The 15,568-nt window shown below is 63.7% G+C and carries 15 protein-coding genes; 7 read left to right on the top strand and 8 right to left on the bottom strand.

Going from position 1 to position 15,568, the window contains the following annotated elements; all coding sequences use genetic code 11:
* Window positions 1-196 precede the first annotated feature (196 nt).
* From ON33_RS34190 to ON33_RS34170, 5 genes are read right to left on the bottom strand one after another with little or no spacing between them, the layout of a single operon-like run.
* Window positions 197-559: a hypothetical protein gene (locus tag ON33_RS34190; RefSeq protein WP_040863300.1), complete on the bottom strand. Its 363-nt coding sequence runs from the start codon at window positions 557-559 to the stop codon at window positions 197-199.
* The gene (locus ON33_RS34185; RefSeq protein WP_040863299.1) at window positions 560-937 is read right to left on the bottom strand and encodes a hypothetical protein; all 378 of its coding nucleotides are present in this window, start codon (window positions 935-937) and stop codon (window positions 560-562) included.
* Window positions 937-6,657 carry a putative T7SS-secreted protein gene (locus ON33_RS38845; RefSeq protein ID WP_051153328.1) on the bottom strand — a complete coding sequence of 1,907 codons (5,721 nt, stop codon included), beginning with the start codon at window positions 6,655-6,657 and terminating at the stop codon, window positions 937-939. The genes ON33_RS34185 and ON33_RS38845 overlap by 1 nt, the downstream gene beginning before the upstream one ends.
* Window positions 6,658-7,308: a hypothetical protein gene (locus ON33_RS34175; protein ID WP_245551055.1), complete on the bottom strand. Its 651-nt coding sequence runs from the start codon at window positions 7,306-7,308 to the stop codon at window positions 6,658-6,660.
* Window positions 7,309-7,316: 8 nt separating this feature from the next.
* The gene (locus tag ON33_RS34170; protein WP_051153327.1) at window positions 7,317-7,754 is read right to left on the bottom strand and encodes a hypothetical protein; all 438 of its coding nucleotides are present in this window, start codon (window positions 7,752-7,754) and stop codon (window positions 7,317-7,319) included.
* 371 nt (window positions 7,755-8,125) lie between these two features.
* Here ON33_RS34170 and ON33_RS34165 point away from each other — a divergent pair, with 371 nt between their 5' ends.
* Genes ON33_RS34165 through ON33_RS34155 form a run of 3 tightly spaced genes read left to right on the top strand, consistent with a single transcriptional unit; the run spans window position 8,126 to window position 9,093 of the window.
* Complete coding sequence (locus tag ON33_RS34165; protein WP_040863297.1) at window positions 8,126-8,407, top strand: hypothetical protein; 282 nt, start codon at window positions 8,126-8,128, stop codon at window positions 8,405-8,407.
* Window positions 8,404-8,826: a hypothetical protein gene (locus ON33_RS34160; RefSeq protein WP_040863296.1), complete on the top strand. Its 423-nt coding sequence runs from the start codon at window positions 8,404-8,406 to the stop codon at window positions 8,824-8,826. The genes ON33_RS34165 and ON33_RS34160 overlap by 4 nt, the downstream gene beginning before the upstream one ends.
* Window positions 8,827-8,859: 33 nt before the next feature.
* A complete protein-coding gene (locus ON33_RS34155) occupies window positions 8,860-9,093 on the top strand; it encodes a hypothetical protein (protein WP_040863295.1) in 234 nt (77 codons plus the stop codon).
* 128 nt (window positions 9,094-9,221) lie between these two features.
* Here ON33_RS34155 and ON33_RS34150 read toward each other — a convergent pair whose 3' ends face one another.
* Window positions 9,222-9,527 (bottom strand): DUF2220 domain-containing protein, encoded by a 306-nt coding sequence (locus tag ON33_RS34150; protein ID WP_040863294.1) that lies wholly within the window; start codon window positions 9,525-9,527, stop codon window positions 9,222-9,224.
* A gap of 38 nt (window positions 9,528-9,565) precedes the next feature.
* Between ON33_RS34150 and ON33_RS34145 the strand changes: the two genes are divergently transcribed.
* A complete protein-coding gene (locus ON33_RS34145) occupies window positions 9,566-9,772 on the top strand; it encodes a hypothetical protein (protein WP_040863293.1) in 207 nt (68 codons plus the stop codon).
* A gap of 15 nt (window positions 9,773-9,787) precedes the next feature.
* On the opposite strand, the gene ON33_RS42015 is transcribed toward ON33_RS34145, so the two are convergent.
* Window positions 9,788-10,504 (bottom strand): LppP/LprE family lipoprotein, encoded by a 717-nt coding sequence (locus ON33_RS42015; protein WP_063711137.1) that lies wholly within the window; start codon window positions 10,502-10,504, stop codon window positions 9,788-9,790.
* A gap of 519 nt (window positions 10,505-11,023) precedes the next feature.
* On the opposite strand from ON33_RS42015, the gene ON33_RS34135 reads away from it, so the two are divergent.
* From ON33_RS34135 to ON33_RS34125, 3 genes are all read left to right on the top strand, one after another.
* Entirely contained in the window at window positions 11,024-12,541 is a 1,518-nt protein-coding gene (locus tag ON33_RS34135) for a plasmid pRiA4b ORF-3 family protein (RefSeq protein ID WP_157184876.1), read from the top strand.
* A gap of 442 nt (window positions 12,542-12,983) precedes the next feature.
* On the top strand, window positions 12,984-14,003 hold the full coding sequence (locus tag ON33_RS38840) for an SEC-C metal-binding domain-containing protein (protein ID WP_051153325.1): 1,020 nt from the start codon (window positions 12,984-12,986) through the stop codon (window positions 14,001-14,003).
* A 93-nt stretch (window positions 14,004-14,096) separates the two neighbouring features.
* Entirely contained in the window at window positions 14,097-14,723 is a 627-nt protein-coding gene (locus ON33_RS34125) for a hypothetical protein (protein ID WP_051153324.1), read from the top strand.
* Window positions 14,724-15,005: 282 nt separating this feature from the next.
* Here ON33_RS34125 and ON33_RS34120 read toward each other — a convergent pair whose 3' ends face one another.
* A complete protein-coding gene (locus tag ON33_RS34120) occupies window positions 15,006-15,515 on the bottom strand; it encodes an SUKH-3 domain-containing protein (RefSeq protein ID WP_040863291.1) in 510 nt (169 codons plus the stop codon).
* Window positions 15,516-15,568 lie beyond the last annotated feature (53 nt).

Here is a 15,568-nt window from a genome sequence, read left to right as displayed (position 1 = left end):
GCGGAAATGAACCCACGGCCGGTCGGCCGTGAACACAATACCTGATGCTATGGATTCCATGGCATGAACGTCCTCGATGAGTTGGTCGAAGATGTCGTAACGGTAGCGCCAGACATCGGGTTTATGGGAGACGCGGGTGCTGGCCTACGGAACGGGAACAGAATTGCCACAGTCCTCCTGGCGGGTTATCTCCGCACTACTTGTCGTGTTGATGCGAGCTGACACGGTCAAGCATCTTCATCCAGTAGATGACACCAACCTCCTCTGAATCCGCGAGCAGCACCCGATATCCGCCATCGTCCAGATAGACGCTTATCATTGACAATTCATTTTCAGAATAGGCCCGAAGGGAGTTGACAAGTTTCTCTGTCTGAGCGAGGAGATCGGGCCTGTTGCCCGTATGTTTTATCCGACGAGCGTAGGTGCTCAGCAAGTTGGACGTGGCGATCTTGCCGCTCTGAACGATAGCTTGTTCATTGATACCGGTAAGAGCGTCTTCTTCCAAGGTCCCGTTCGCAATGGCCACCAGCAGGAACTGCCTCAGTTCGGGCGATGCCACCTACGTATCCGTCGGATAGATCGCAATAGATGCCGGAATCATACAAACATGCTTTCCTAGTTGGATCCTTGGCGCAGAATCTGATTCGACCATGACGGATCCAGGGTTGAGATCGAGAGCGATCACCCCGTCGTCATAGGATGCAGATACCATTCCGCACACCATGGTCGAACCGTTGAACTTCTTAATTCCGTTAAAGGATTCCAAACCGTCGTCGTCGATCCACTCCTCAACCTCATCAATTTCTAGTTCGACTTGATATGCACATCCGGCCTTTGCATCCCGATCACCCATCCACACAGCCAACCACTCGCCACTTTCCGAGCGCACAGTCGTCAGCTCGCCTGGAGCGGAGTCTTTCATCGGCAGAATCTCCATTACCATAAACCTTTCGGGAAGGGGACGCGGACAACTCTGTTATCGATATGCCAGGTGTTCGAGTCGGCATCGAACTGCCAGGCCTCTTCGTGGTAGTGAAACTTCGTCGGTTTACTTCCCATCTCGTGCGGACCGAGTCGAATACTTCGCAGCCGGTCTTCCGAGACGATTCTGTTCGGGTCAGGGAGTCCCGTTCGAGGATGAATACTGGTGTGCTCACCCGGACCAAGGAACTGATCCCATCGACTCAGTGCTTGGTCTGGCTTAACCGGCTTCGGGTCGTAATACTCATTTTCGATTACCGTTGGACTCGATTGTTCGGTTTTCTCTGGCTTCTTGCATGATTCCGGCGTAAGCCCGAGCGGATCGCTCCAGACGGTGGGGTTATACGGGTAGGTGTTCGGATTTAGGGCCGGCGCCAGCCCGAGTGGATCACTGGTAAGGAATCTGCCGGTATACGGATCGTATGTTCGGTACAGATTGCAGTGGAGTCCGGTCTCCGGGTCGTGGATTTGACCCGGGAATCGGAGGGGTGTGTCGATGCTGCCATGCCACGATGTTGCACCCCACAGGTCGGTTGTTGCGGTGGCGACTGTTTCGGCGGTGTCGGGATCGACGAGGTCAGTCGGTGTGCCGACGAGGTCGGTGACAATGGCGTAGAATTCTTGGTCGACTGCTGCCTGGTTGGTGGTCTGGGTGATCGGCGTGTGCGAGTTCGGCTGATACTGCCAGCGGGTGGTCGCTTCCTTGGTGGCCTGTTCGACGAGATAGATATCGTCCCAGGAGTAGTCGGTGCGTTCGCTGACGGTGCCGTCGGAGTTCAGGCGTTGCTTGGCGGTTCGGCGGCCTGCGGCGTCGTAGGTGTAGTTCCACCATTGTCCGTCGGGCGTGCGGACGTCAATGAGTTGGTCGAAGGTGTTGTAGCGGTACTGCCAGACGTCCGGTTTGCGCGAGATCCGGGTGGTGACCTTGCGAACGAGTCGGCCCGCGGCGTCGTAGTGGTAGCGGGTGCGTCCGTCCCTGACCAACAGGTTCCGCTGATAATTCCGGCGATCGTTCGCCGAGTTTGTCTGTTCGGCAACGGATTCCGAAATCCGTGTATCCGTGGATCGGGTACCGCCAACAGCCGCTTTTCCTGAACCGCCGGACCGCTCGTGGCTGATGATGTTACTGAGCGGGTCGTAGGAATATGCCGAGGTCAGCGAGCCATTCTGTGCGAGTGCAGTGACCCGGCCGATCACGTCGAGTGTGTACTCCTGCTGTTGCGGTGAGCTTCCCGGTCGGCGGATCGTGTGGCTGGTGAGGTAGCCGTCGGGCCGGTAGACAAAGCTCTCGTAGCGCAAGTCTCGCGGGTCGGGCCGTGCCACGGAGGCGGAGTCGAGGTTCAGGGTGGAGCCGGGGAATCCAACGACCTGCTGCGCAGTGACACGGCCGATATCGGACAGGGTGCGGTTCACGGCGACTTCGCCGACGCACCAGCCAGTCGGTCGGCCGACTACGTCGTAAGCGAAGGTCAAGTGGTGGCCGTCGGACGAAATGCCCCGGACGCGCCCGGTGTAGTCCCACTGCCAGACCGTGGTCGCACCGCTCGGTGTGGTGCGACTGACGCGACGACCGTGGGTATCGTAGACGAATTCCATTGGGGGCTGGTCGTCGAGCCGTTGTGAGGCCAGCTGTCCGGTCGCGGTGTAGCTGAATTCCAGTGTATGGATGGTGTTTTCACCGATGCCAGAGACTGCGGTGAGGACCCGGCCTGCGGGATCGTGAAGGTAGCGTTGCCATTCGCCACTGCTGGCGGCGATCTCTGTCACCCGTCCGAGTACGTCATGGCTGTGTCGGCGAGTGTCTCCGTTCGCTGTGGTGACGCTGGCAATGCGCCCGGCACGGTCGTGGGTGTAGCGGGTCGTGGCATCGTTGTAGTCGGTTTCGGCGGTGAGTCTCCCCGCTCGATCGTATTCGTAGCTCCAGGTATGCCCGAGCGGGTTAGTGACGGCAATCAACCGCCGCTCGGTGTCCCACTGGTAGCGGGTTATCGATCCATCGGGCGCGACGCGGGAGGCGAGTAGGTCGAACGCGCCGTAGGTAAAGGAAGTGATGTTGTCGGCGCGGTCGGTGTGGGTGAGCAGGTTGCCTTCACCGTCCCAGGTCCACGACTCGGCGTGGCCATCGGGATCGGTGCGACGCAACAGTTTTCCATTCGCGGACCATTCGTAGCGGGTCACCGCCCCGAGCGGATCAGTAACCTGGACGGTGCGTCCGAAACCGTCGCGTTCGAGGTAGGTGGTGGCACCGCCGGGGTCAGTGACAGCGATCGGCAATCCAGCTGCGTCGACCTGAATGGTCGTGCGCGCACCGGTGGATTCACGGATCTCTGCGGCCGCACCGCCGAGGTGGTAGCGGTATTCGGTGCGCACACCGTCCGCTCCGATCACGGCGGCGAGGTTTCCTTCCGCGTCCCAATCGTGCCGACGCACGGCACCGTCGGCGTCGGTGATCGCGGCGGGCCGGTTCGGCTGGGCGTACTCGATGTCGATCGTCGATCCGTCTGGACGCACGATCCGGGCCAGATCACCATTACCGGTGTACACATAGTGGGTGGTCGCACCGTCAGGACCGACGACCTTCAGTGGCTCGCGTTCGGTGTTGTAATCGAAATGCGTGTGCCCGCCGGCCGAGTCGACCACATCGCGCAGCCGTAGATCGCGGTCGAAACCGTGCGTGGTCATCGCGCCAAGGGAGTCGATGACACTGGTGAACTGGCCGGTGCCGTCTGGGAAGTCGCCGTAGTCCAGGTCGCAGTTGAGGAATCCACCGGTGCCGCGCTGGCGCACCACGCGTCCGGCCTGGTCGTAGGTGTTGAGCATGCTGTTGCCGTTGGAATCGGTCCACGACAGCATGTGTGCCTGATCGTCGTAGGTGTAGTGCATGGTCGCGCCTACCGCGTTGGTCACCGCGACCAGGTTCCCGGCGTTGTAGGTGAATTCCCGCACGCGCGTGTGAATCTCGGTTCCAACTCCGTCGCTGCCGACGACGGTCAACGTGGTCACCCTGCCCGCAGCGGTATCGATGTTCACGCGATAACCGCCGGAGTGCGACACCGCCGTCGGAATACCGTCCGCGTTGTAGTGGAAGCGAATCCGGTTGAGGTGACGATCGGTGACCGCTGACACGGCGAAGTTACCCAACCGGGCGTCGAGACCGTCGAGTCCCGGTTCGGCCGCAAAGTGGAAGACCAGCTCCTGCTTGGGATCCCGCACCTGGTAGCTGCCCGCCTCGGTGCGCGTCAGGGTCCAACCGCGACCTCCGGACACCGGCTGCATCAGCTCCCCGGCCCCGGCGTGTGAAAAGGCGAGCATCACACCGTCCTCACCGAGGAAGACGACACCCTGTTGGTCGACGATGACACGCATGTCGAGTGTCGACGACCAGGAAGGGCCGAACCAGCGACCGTAGCGGTAGCTGGAACGGTGGGTGCGCCGCAGCACCAAGCCGAGCACGCCGGGCAGGTCGATGTCGGTCTCCGGGAGCAGGAACGCGCCCGTGGCGATATCGACGGGATCGTCGGTGCAGGTCTTGTCCTTCAGATCGCTGGTGTCTTCGGGACTGCCGCTGCGTGCGTGGTCCGGGGCATGCTGGTCGGCGCCGGCACGGTCTTCAAAGGTGGGGTGCTGCCCGTCGGGTACGGGCTCGGGCTGGTGTTCATGCGACGGCGCTACATGCTCTGGCTGCCGATCGTTCCCGCCGGGATGCGTTCCGTTCGGGTCACTATTGTGGGCTGGGTCGTGCTCGGCAGGGGTCTGCCGGTCATCGGCAGCAGGCGAGTGGGGCGTGTCGGGTGTTTCGCTTTGCGGTGCATGGGAATTCGGCTCGTTGCGAGGAGACGTGGGTGTGTCCGAGTCCGGACGTGGGCTTGTCTGGTCCAGTTCATGCGGGCGTTCCGGCTGTGCGTCACCGGGTTTGTCCGGGTGCGGTCCGCCGGGATCAGCATCGGGGTGGGGGCGGCCCGGTTCGGGCTCGGTACGCAGGCCTTCGGGTTGTTGGTGAGGCGGAGGTGATCCGTCACCAGGCACACGTTCAGTCGCCAGGGCCGGTTGCCCTGGCTGGTCGGCCGCGAGACCGGGTTGCCCTGGCTGGTCAGCGTGTGGACCCGCGGTGGATGGCTCGTGACTGACATCGACAGTTCGGGGCTCTGAGGACGGATTAGGTTGCGGGACCGTATTTTCGGGATGTGTTGGCGCATCATCGTGGAGCGGTGAGGCTCCCGCCGGTTCTGTGACTCCGGGATGGGGTTCGGCCGGATGCGGTTGCGGGGCAGCACCGTCCGGGTGCGGAGCCGCCGCCGGACCGCCCTCTGGCTTTCCGGCAGGGCTGGGGCCAGAAGCGTCTGGCTTCGGCACACCGGCACCCGGTGACTGCGGTGCAGAAGCGCCCGGTTGCACAGCATTCGGTCGAGTGGTCGCTGGGTTTCCCGATCCGCCCGAGGGTTCCACGGGACGATCCAGTCCCGGTGTGGTGCGGCCGGGGATCGAGGGAGCCTCGATGCGCGGTACTCCCTTGGGCACAGCGCCCGGGGCATCTTTGAGCACGTCGGTGGCGACTTTGGTGACCCTGACGGTGTTGGTGACCTCTTCCACTGTCTCCGCGGCAAGTTTGGGTGCGGTGCCCGCGCCGCCGGTGGCGACGGTCAGGATGATATTGCCGGTGATCGCGCCGCCGGTCTCGAACGGATTCTTGCGCGCGTCCGACAGCATCGCATCGACCACCGCGCCCGGATCAGCAGCCGCGGTGACCATCCCGGTACCCAGATCGGCCATGTGAGAGAAGTAGTCGGCCGGATGCGACAGGTTGTACGGGTCGAGGATGTTGGTCGAGCGCGCGAACTGCACGATCGAGGAGAACGAGGTCAGCAGACCGGTTTCGAAGCTGAGCTTGCCGTGGTCGTAGACGCCTTTCAGGTCGTCGAAGTCCGCGCTCAACCGCTGTGACAGCGGCGGCTCTGTCGGTGCTTCCTGAGTTTCGGTCTGCAATCCAGAGACAACCTGGGACGCGATGTTGTCCCGTTGAGAACGGGCGTTCTTCAGGATCGTGCGGGCCTCATTGCGCATCGACGTCCACGTGTCGACCAGCGGCGTGTGCTTCTTGTCCTTGTCCGACAACGCATTCCACGCCGTCTTCTTAGACGTCTCCTCCTTGTCCGCAGCTTCCCATTTGTCGATCGCGTTCTGTGCCTTGGCCTGCGCGGTCTCCAGCGCCCAGTACCAGTTGTCCAGGTGCGCGGCCGCTTTGGTGAATGCATCCCCAGCGGTCCACCACAGCTTGGGCTGCTTGTCGAACTCGGCGTGAAACGCGCTCGCGCCCTTGCCGATCCAATCCGCGACATCGATGGTGCGCAACGCATCCCCGGTCGACTCGATCGACGATGACATCGATCGCAGCTTGCCGGCGACATCGTGAATGGCCGAGGGTTCGCCGTGGATCAGCTCGGTCTTGTCCTTGGTCTGGCCGAGTTCCTTCTCGACGATCTCCCCGCCCAAGACGTCGGCGATCTGGTCGCCGATATCGTCGAGCACATCGGCGACCCCACCCGCCCCGTGATCGCGGGCGAAGTCCGCGACCGTGTGCGCGCCCTTGTCCAGGATCGAGCCGGCCTTCGTCTCGGCCGCATCGACAGCGTGCTCGATCGAGTCCCCGACACTGTTGAACCAGTCCCCGATCCCCACCTACCGGCCTTCCTTACCGCCCTGCTGCCCCGCCTGCTCGGGAGTCAGGATCTGCGCTGCCTGCTGCAGCGCGCCCGTATTCCAGCCGGGCGCCGTCGTGCCGGGTGTGGGAGCCACGATCGTTCCGGGGTTCTCGAGGGCCGCGACATTGGCTGCCGCCTGCGGTGCGACCGTCTTGATGACCTGGGCGTCCAGGCGCATCTTGTCGGACATGTCCTGGAACGACTGGGCGCTGTAATCCGGATGCATCAGCGCATTGAAACCGTTGTCGGACAACGTTTCCGACAACGACCGCTTATCGATCTGATCTTTGGTCAGGTACGGATCGGAGAACAGGTGCGAATACACCTCCTTGAGCGCATCCTTGGCCTGCTCATCCATCATCTGATAGCGGCCCGCCGCCAACCCGACCGCCTGCGCCATGGTGTTGGCCGACTGCACCAAAGACCGCACACCCCACGACCACCGGTTACAGAATGTCTCGAACGTCGACTGCACCGACGCCTTACCCGCCTGCAACGGCGACAACGCCAGCAGAGCGAACCCGCGCCCCATCGCGCCCGTCTCCTTGATCCCCAGATCCGACAGTCCCCCGATGATCGAATTGATCCCGTTCGCCGCCTGCGTCAGCACCGCCGGATCGACCTTCAACTCATCAGTCACGCCATCGCCCCCTCGATAACCTCGTCCGACAGCTCGGGCGGGAACGCCACCGGCTGCGCCCCCACGCAGTCGATCGACACCCCTGTTGGCTCGGGTCGCGCTGTCGCCCATGCGATCAGCCTCGCCCCGAGCACCAGCTGATATCGGTACGACTGATCCTCCTGCACTTTGCGAGCAACCATGTAGCGCGCGTATTCCTCGACGCTGGTGAACGCGCAGATCCAACCGATTCCCCGAACCCGCGAGGTGTAGACCTTGTCATCGTCGATCAACGGCACCAGCAACACCGCATCGTCATAGGCGCGGCGCAGCAAATCCGGCTGCCCGAAGCCGGCATAGAACGCAGCGATCTCCGACCGCAACACGGCCAGACCATCCCCGACCTCAGTCAAAACAACCCCCTGAACAGGCAACTCCCCCGCTGACAGCAGCACGCCGAAGACTACCTGACCGTCTGCAACTTGATCGACCGCGCAGATTTCGCGCAGTCGATCGACGTGACTGATCTTGTCCGTCCCGACCCGTTCTCGGGGAACGTACCACGCTCCGGCAAGGTCGGGTTCTCAGCGGGTGAGCGGTAGTTCGATCGGTCTGTCGAAATCGCGAAGTCGCCATTGGTCGGCGCTGGCGTCGACCATGTTTGCGCTGTGGCCTCGCCGACCGCGGCGCAGCGGACTACACCGAGATCCGGGCAGGTCTTGAAGCCGCAGAACGAGATTCGTCCAGATGGTAGTCAGTCAGGCGAGCACCACCATCCGGCCGGACCAATGAGGAATATTTCCGCCATTACCGCTATAGTTTCAGCATGACAGCCGAAGACCGGGACACGAAGCGGTCCAAGACCACCATGTCGACGCTGGCGTCCACACGTGAACGCTTCGCCGACTTCGCGGAGCCCGATGAAACCGTCGATCAGACCCTCAATCGCTTGATGGATATCGCCCAGTCGGTGAAGACCCGTGCCCGAACCGCTTGGGAGACACGCAAAGCCGCCGCTCAGGCCGATCCCGCAGCCTGGGAAACCGGCGCCCGTCTGGCCGACATGCTTGCCGACCGTGCCTCCGCGCGGGGGGCTGCCCGCGGATGACGCACACCGGGTACGTACTCGACGACACCGTGCTCCATGCCTACGCTCACGACTCACTCACCACCATCAGCCTCATCGCGCACCTCGCTGACCGGGACATCCGTATCGCCGTACCCGCGCTGGCGCTGGCCGCGACGAAAGCCGGCCTCAACGAGGAGCAGCGTGAGGGGCTCGACGGCATGATCGACAACAACGTCGCTGTCGCCCTGGCCGGTTTGACGACCCTGGCCGATACCAACGAGCTCGCCGACATACTCGCGGCAACCGAGCACACCGATCCCGCTGCCGCGCAAACCATTGCCGTCGCCCGGCATTTCGACTGGGAGATCATCACCCACGACCGCAAACGCTGGGAGCCCATGGAACAGGTTCTGCCCTGGCCCATCGAACTCGTGGAACTCAGCAACGACGAACCCTGACCTTCTGGGTGCCGGCTCCTTGTCCTCGGAGGGGTGTTCCGCGAGCTGCGGGTCGGCGACGACCAGGTCGAGCTCTGCGACATCACCAAATCCTTCAAGCTCCTCGATCGGCATATGGGGCGTGCCGGTAACCGAGAACAGCATCCGGCGTACCGGGTGTCCGTGGGCACCATGCACCGAATGAAGGGCCTGGAATTCCGGTGCATGGTCGTCGCAGGCATCGATGATGCGCATGTCCCGGCCGCGGCGGCACTCATCCCGACCTGAGCCGATCCACATGCTCACGACCGGGATTTGCAGCGCGAACGTTGCCCAGTGATCTTCACCTGCACGAGGGCGCGCGAGCAGCAGCGGGGCAGACACAGAGCAGGCATTTCAACGACGCCGCCCGCCGCTCAACCCTCCCGCAGCACGGCCTCCACCGCCGAGAACCTGATGCGTTCCTGTTCCAGTCGCACCGACTGCCCGAACGAGCCCTCGACCAGATCACGATAGAGATCCAGCTCGGCAGGGTACAAGTGTTCCAGGATCGCGACCCTCGGCGAATCCTCACGGACCCATTGGTTTTCGTGGGCCAGCAACGTGGTGCGGTCCATCAGCAGGGATTCGGTGTGCGGGAAACTCTGGCGCAGGCGGTCGAGGATGGCGAAGCCGTGGGTGTCTATGTCGCCCCAGTAGAGGAGACGAGGCGACGCTGCCAAGATTCCTCGCTGGTGGCCTGCGCGGTTCGGCTCTTGTTGTGTTCGGGTTGGTCGCGGGCGCGCAGGCGGCGGGTCTCGCCGAAATCCTTTTGGCCGTCCTCATTTTCGTGCGGGCGCGCCTGATGATCCTCGGCATCGCCCGCGTCACCGCCAGTGCCCTGGGCAAGCCCGAACCGACATCCCTGCACGGCACGCCGCTGCTGGTCCAACTCGCCGATGCTCCGGATTCGGTCCGCCCGCCCTGAGCATCGGCCTGACACTCAATTGCTCGGCGGGAACTGCCCCTTCGCCACCACCTTGCCACCCGAGAGTGTGAAGGTCACCACGCTGGGGCCGCCGCTCGGGCAGCACAGGGCGTCACTGGATTTCGCCCACTTGTACTGTACCGAGACGGTATTCGCGGTCTTTCCGATCACCTCGGTGTAGCCGTAGGGGTTGGATGTCGCGGTACCCAGGTAGGTGCCGTTGGTGAAGAACAGGACATGGATGTAGGGGTGAATATTGCCCGACTCCACCGTCATCCACGACAGCACGCCATCGCAGCCCGCCGAGATCGGGTCATTGCTCGCCGACGGGTTGCCCCATCCGCCGTTCGTGGTCGGGGCGAGACTCTTGATCGCGGAGTTGGCGAGCCCGGAATTGAGGTCGAAACACAGTCCGTGGCCGCTGCCGTTGGGTGCCGGATTCGTGGTCACCGGCACGATCGTGGGCTGCGACGTGTCGGTCGCGGCACTGGTGACAGGTGCGGGCGGCGGCGAATTGGCGTCGCCCGCAGATGGATTGCCGCCCTGACCGCCCGGGGCCTGGGCGGGCGGCGGAGCCGACTGGTCACCCTGCGCCGGTACGGTCGTCCCCTGGGATGCGGCGACTGTCGTGCTCGCTGTTCCCGCCTGGGTCGACGAGCTGCCGGAGCATCCGCTCGCGGCCGCCACGAGGACGGTGGCGAACGCGGCGAACAGCACTGATCTGGCCTTCATATTTCTCCTCGCATCGATACGCCATCCCCGACTTCCATCCAAACGGAAGGACAAACTGGTCATCGGGTCCAGGCAGGCAGGCGTTATCGGAGCGTTCGTGGGCGGAATGCCCCAAAAATCAGGGGCGCGAACACAATTCACCCAGACGGCTGAGAAACTTCGGACAGCGACGCTACGACAGTCAATCCCGAACAAAACAATCGGCCACAGCGCGTCGTGGACACCCCGAGCGAAACCACTAACGCACACCCCAGGCTGGTTGTATTCGGCTGGGAGGAAGCCGTATTGGTCGCAAGGGATCTGGCAACCCGACACCGTCCGCGTGGGCGCAGTAACGCGTCGGCGCTCGTCACCAAGGCCACCCGTCACCTCGTGCCTTCGGCCTTCGAGGATCTTACGATCTGTCGTTCGATCGATGTGCCGATTGCCAGGCTTGGCATTGGGTCCGCAAACCGGGCGGCGGACCCCGTGAGCGTCCACGGGTGAGCGGGCAGCCGGATGCCGGGTAGCGTGCTCCCTATGCCTCAGCGCGATATGGATCCCGTCATCGAGCAAATGCTGGCGCAGCTGCATCCCGATGATCTGAAAACGCTGATCGGGCAGTTGGTGGAGAGCCCCCGCGAGGCGGAAGAGGTGCCGGTGCCCTCTCGACGCCGACCGCGGCGGGAGCAGGCGATGACCTATCGCGTTCGCATCGATCTCGCGGATACCGAACCGCCCGTGTGGCGGCGGCTCGAGCTCTCGTCCGAACTGTTCCTCGACGAACTGCATGCGGCCATCCAGGCCGCGTTCGGCTGGACCGACAGTCACTTGCATCAGTTCGGCAGTGGACCAACGTATTACGACCGACGCACGGAGTACTACCTGTGCGCGTTCCAAGCCGACGAGGGTGAGCCGGGGATCCCCGAAGAGCAAGTCCGTTTGGATGAGGTGCTGGTCAACATCGGCGATATCTTGTACTACCTCTACGACTTCGGCGACGACTGGCAGCACCTCATCGAGTTGGAGGCCGTGTCACCACGCGAGCCCGGCGCGGCTCGCGCAGTGTGCACGGACGGCCGACGTCCAGGTCCACCGGAGGACTGCGGCGGTGTCGGAGGATACGAATTGATCATTGCGGCAACTGATCCCGCACATGCTGAGCATCGTCGGGCGGTGGCCGAGTTCCGGAGTATGTACGGCGAGGACATCGATCAGAACTACTACTCGCCGGTCCCCTTCGACCCCGACACGATCAACGAGCGCCTCACCGCCATCAACCTGGAGATTCCCGCCGACCGGGAGCCCGGGCCGATCGACAGCACCGACGCCGATCTGCCTGAGCTGATGCGCGACGTCGTCATACTCCAGCGGACCGCACCGCCACCAGCTCGAAATCAATTGCGACAGCTGATCGATCGTGTACAGCTCGGCATCCCGGTACACATCGACGAGGAAATCGCTTCCGCCGCGGTACGCCCCTATCGCTGCCTCATCGAGCATCTCGGAACCAGCGGCATCGCCCTGACCGGAGCCGGATATCTTCCACCGGCCGTCGTGGCGTCCATCTTCCGCGAGCTGAACATGGACGAGGACTGGATCGGGAAGGGCAATCGCGAAGACCTGACGCCACCCGTGGCACAGCTGCGAGCGTCTGCGCAGCAGATGGGGCTGGTGCGCAAATACCGCGGCAAGCTGTCGGCCACGACGAAAGGCCGTGCACTCCGCGATGACCCGATTGCGTTGTGGTGGCACTTGGCAATGAAGACCGGTGAACAGATCGGCAAGTACGGGGACGAGCCAGCCCTGCTGTATCTCGTGGCAATCGCTGCCGGTGTAACCGATGGCGTCGACCGCATGGTCGCCGACATCCTGACCGCCACAGGCTGGCGGCTCGCCGACGGGACCCCGCTCGAATCGGTGGACATCACGTCCGCGGTCGGGCACCTGAGCGACGTGTTCGAGCGGATGAACCTCTTACGGCGGAACCGCACCACATTCGGACGCCAGTTCAGTTCACACGCAGCCGAGTTCGCGCGGTCGATACTGTTGCGGTAGGTGTCCGACGAATGGTCACCCCACTTGTTGTGCGAGATGAATGAGACGGCAACTACGCGGACCTGGCCCCGGGCTTAATGGAACAGCGAGGCGGAGAACAGATTCGGGCGAGCGTCGACCTCTATGTGCGCGGGCGCGGAATCACGCGCCGCGCCTGTTCCCGATCGGCAAGGATTTGCCGGCGACGCGCGGCCATCGCATCCGCAGGCGAGTTCGCACTGCGGACAGCCGAACGCGACCGTGCGGATCTGGCCGCGAGACAACGCATGGTCGCGCTGACCCGAGCCCGCGACTACCTCTGGATCGGATTCATACACGACTGACCCGCCGCAATCCCGAGCCTCGGGACACCACGCTGGCGAGACTGCTACCCGACCCCGGTCACTATGCTTCCCCGATTGGTGGCGGAAGCCGAAGCCGCCGCGATCGACAGAGGAGAAGAATGCCCGCCGAACCGACCGACGACGGTCAGCTCGCCGCTCTGCGGCGGAAGAAGGAGCGGCTGGAAGCCGAGAATGCACGGTTGAGTGCGGAATTGGCGGCGGTCACGGCGGAATTCGCGGGCTTTCAGCGGCCTCCCGAGGAGATCGCCCAGGACTTCGAGCGGGAAGCCGCGGCCGGTGAACCGTCGGAGCGAGCACAGAATCTTACGGAGGCCGCCTCGCATTGGGCGATGGCCGGTGAATACGACAAAGCCCGGCGGCGATATCTGGACGCCATCGCCGATGGCGGTTCGGTCACCGCCGACGCGCGGGTCTGGTACGCGACGTTCCTGCTCGAGCACGGTGCCGAAGAGGAGGCCCGGAACCTGCTCGACGTGGTGTTCACCGAGGGATCCGATGACTACCAGGTGTACGAGGTCGCGGGCGAGGCCTTCGCGGATCACGAGGATTGGGAGGAGTCGCTGCGCTGGTTCGAATCGGGGCTCGAACGGGTGCGAATGTCCGTGGCGGGCAACGACCCTCAGGACTCGATGGCGCGCTTCAGGCTGGCCGCGGGTCGTGCCCGCGTCCGTGAGCTGCTCGGACTGCCGGAGGATGAGATCGATCTGGGAGTGGACCGGGATCGCGAGCGTTTGATCACCGACCTGACGCGGTCCGAGCACCCGCCACAACCTGTACGCACCACCGTCCTGTTCTTCCCCGAAAACGAATTCGCACAAGCTATTCGACGATGGCCGGCCATGCACGAAAGCTTCGACGCCTACCGCGCCGCGGTGGAACACGCGCTGCGCGGACTCGAACCGGGACTGTCACCGCGCGTGGTCACCGCGACAGTGGATGAGCTCGCCGAATACGCGACCCGAACCGACCTGGACCCCGAACTGCCTGCCACCCGGGCCGCCTTCGCGACGCAGTTGGTCGATACCCACCACGCCGCACCCTGGCCTCCCGGCCGAAATGATCCCTGCTGGTGCGGTTCCGGCCGCAAGTACAAGAAGTGCTGCGGGCGACCGAACTGAAATCCCGCCGGCGGGCGCTCGACGCGCGGAACGAGCGCGAGAGGACGTTCCCAAGCTTTCCCGGGGCACCCGGTCTCCAACCCGCCGAGCCCAATGCCAATCGCGAAGTACGACCTGCACCCGGTCTTGCTCGTCGTATGCCAGGACGCCGCGACCGCGGCGTGGGCCGCCGGTCCACAACATATCGGCCCACGCCAGTGGGCCAGCCTCGACGTCCGACCCCTGGTCCTGGGCCCGCACAACGTGCGGCCGGTGACCGATCTACAGGAGGCGGTCAGCAGCATTCCGCTGGCCACCCTCTCCGCGATCACCCATGCCAACGACCCCGGCATCGTTGACATGCTGAAAACGCTGGCCACCGCACTGCAGAAAGTCGACGAGGACGACGCACTGATCTTCGCCGAACTCACTGAACTCGGGTTGGGCAAAAGCCCGGCCGGACGACTCTGGAGGCAGTTGATGACCGTGGACCTCTCCTCTTTCCGCTCCGAAACCTCCCAGCGCCTGCGCGCCCAGGCCCGGACTGAGGGACGTGCCGAAGGACGTGCGGAGGGGCTTGCCGTAGCCGTCATTCACACACTGGAGCGAAACGGAATCACCATCACCGCCGCGGCCCGTGAGCGCATCACGTCCTGCACAGAACCCGAGCGACTCCTCGACTGGCTGGACAAATCCATCACAGCCAACACCGTCGACAGTCTCTTCGAGGACCCCGCATAAACCTGCCGGATTACGGTGCCGGGCATAGATAGCCTCGCGCTGGGCGACATCGACGTTGGTGACGGGCCCACCGCACCCGCCACCACGGCTGACCGACACCGATCAAGCCGCACATCTGCCCCTTGGCCGTCACGCTCACTCCATTGGAAGGTCTCTGATGTCGCATTACCTGGCGGCACAGTGAGATCCGAGACGTTGGCATAGGCAGTTGTCATCCGATCGAAGCCGCAGAGGGCCGTGCGGCACCTTCAGCTGACGCGCTACAACTGCGCTTGTGCCGACCTAGGATGCTCGGGTTTGGCGGGATGGGGGGATCGGGCGGCCACGGTGGTAGGTGAGGATCGGGTCGGGGGTGCGGTGGCGGCGGAGGATGAGGTCTAGGGCTTGGGGGAAGGTGGGCGCCAGGAGGTGGAGGGCGTGGATGCCGTCGGAGACGACGGTGCCGTTGTCGAGCATCAGGAGGAAGGTGGTGCCGGTGGCGTTGGCGGCCAGGGGGGTCATGCGGTGGCCGAGGGCTGATTCGAAGTCGGCGTAGCGGTCGTACATGCCGTTGGCTACGTCGATGGGGTCGAAGAAGATGGGGTCGGAGGGCCACAGGGCGCCGGCGAGGTCTGGGGGGCGGAGGGCGAGGTTGCCGAAGGATTCCAGGGTTGATGCCGCGGGGCGGGAGACGTGGAAGCCCTCGGCTTCCAGGCGGTCGATCCATTCGGTGATGTCTACTCGGCGGCGCGGGGACCAGCCGGCGGCTGTGAGAGCTTGGGACGTGATTGGATTCGGCCAATAGAAGCGCATAGAGACTATTCGGTGCTGAATCGCGTTGGGCAGGTATCGATTTGATTGACTTG

The sequence above is a fragment of the Nocardia niigatensis NBRC 100131 genome (assembly GCF_000308655.1).
Taxonomy (GTDB): domain Bacteria; phylum Actinomycetota; class Actinomycetes; order Mycobacteriales; family Mycobacteriaceae; genus Nocardia; species Nocardia niigatensis.
Note: the sequence above shows the minus strand (reverse complement) of the source record. Positions and strands in the feature narration are given on the sequence as shown.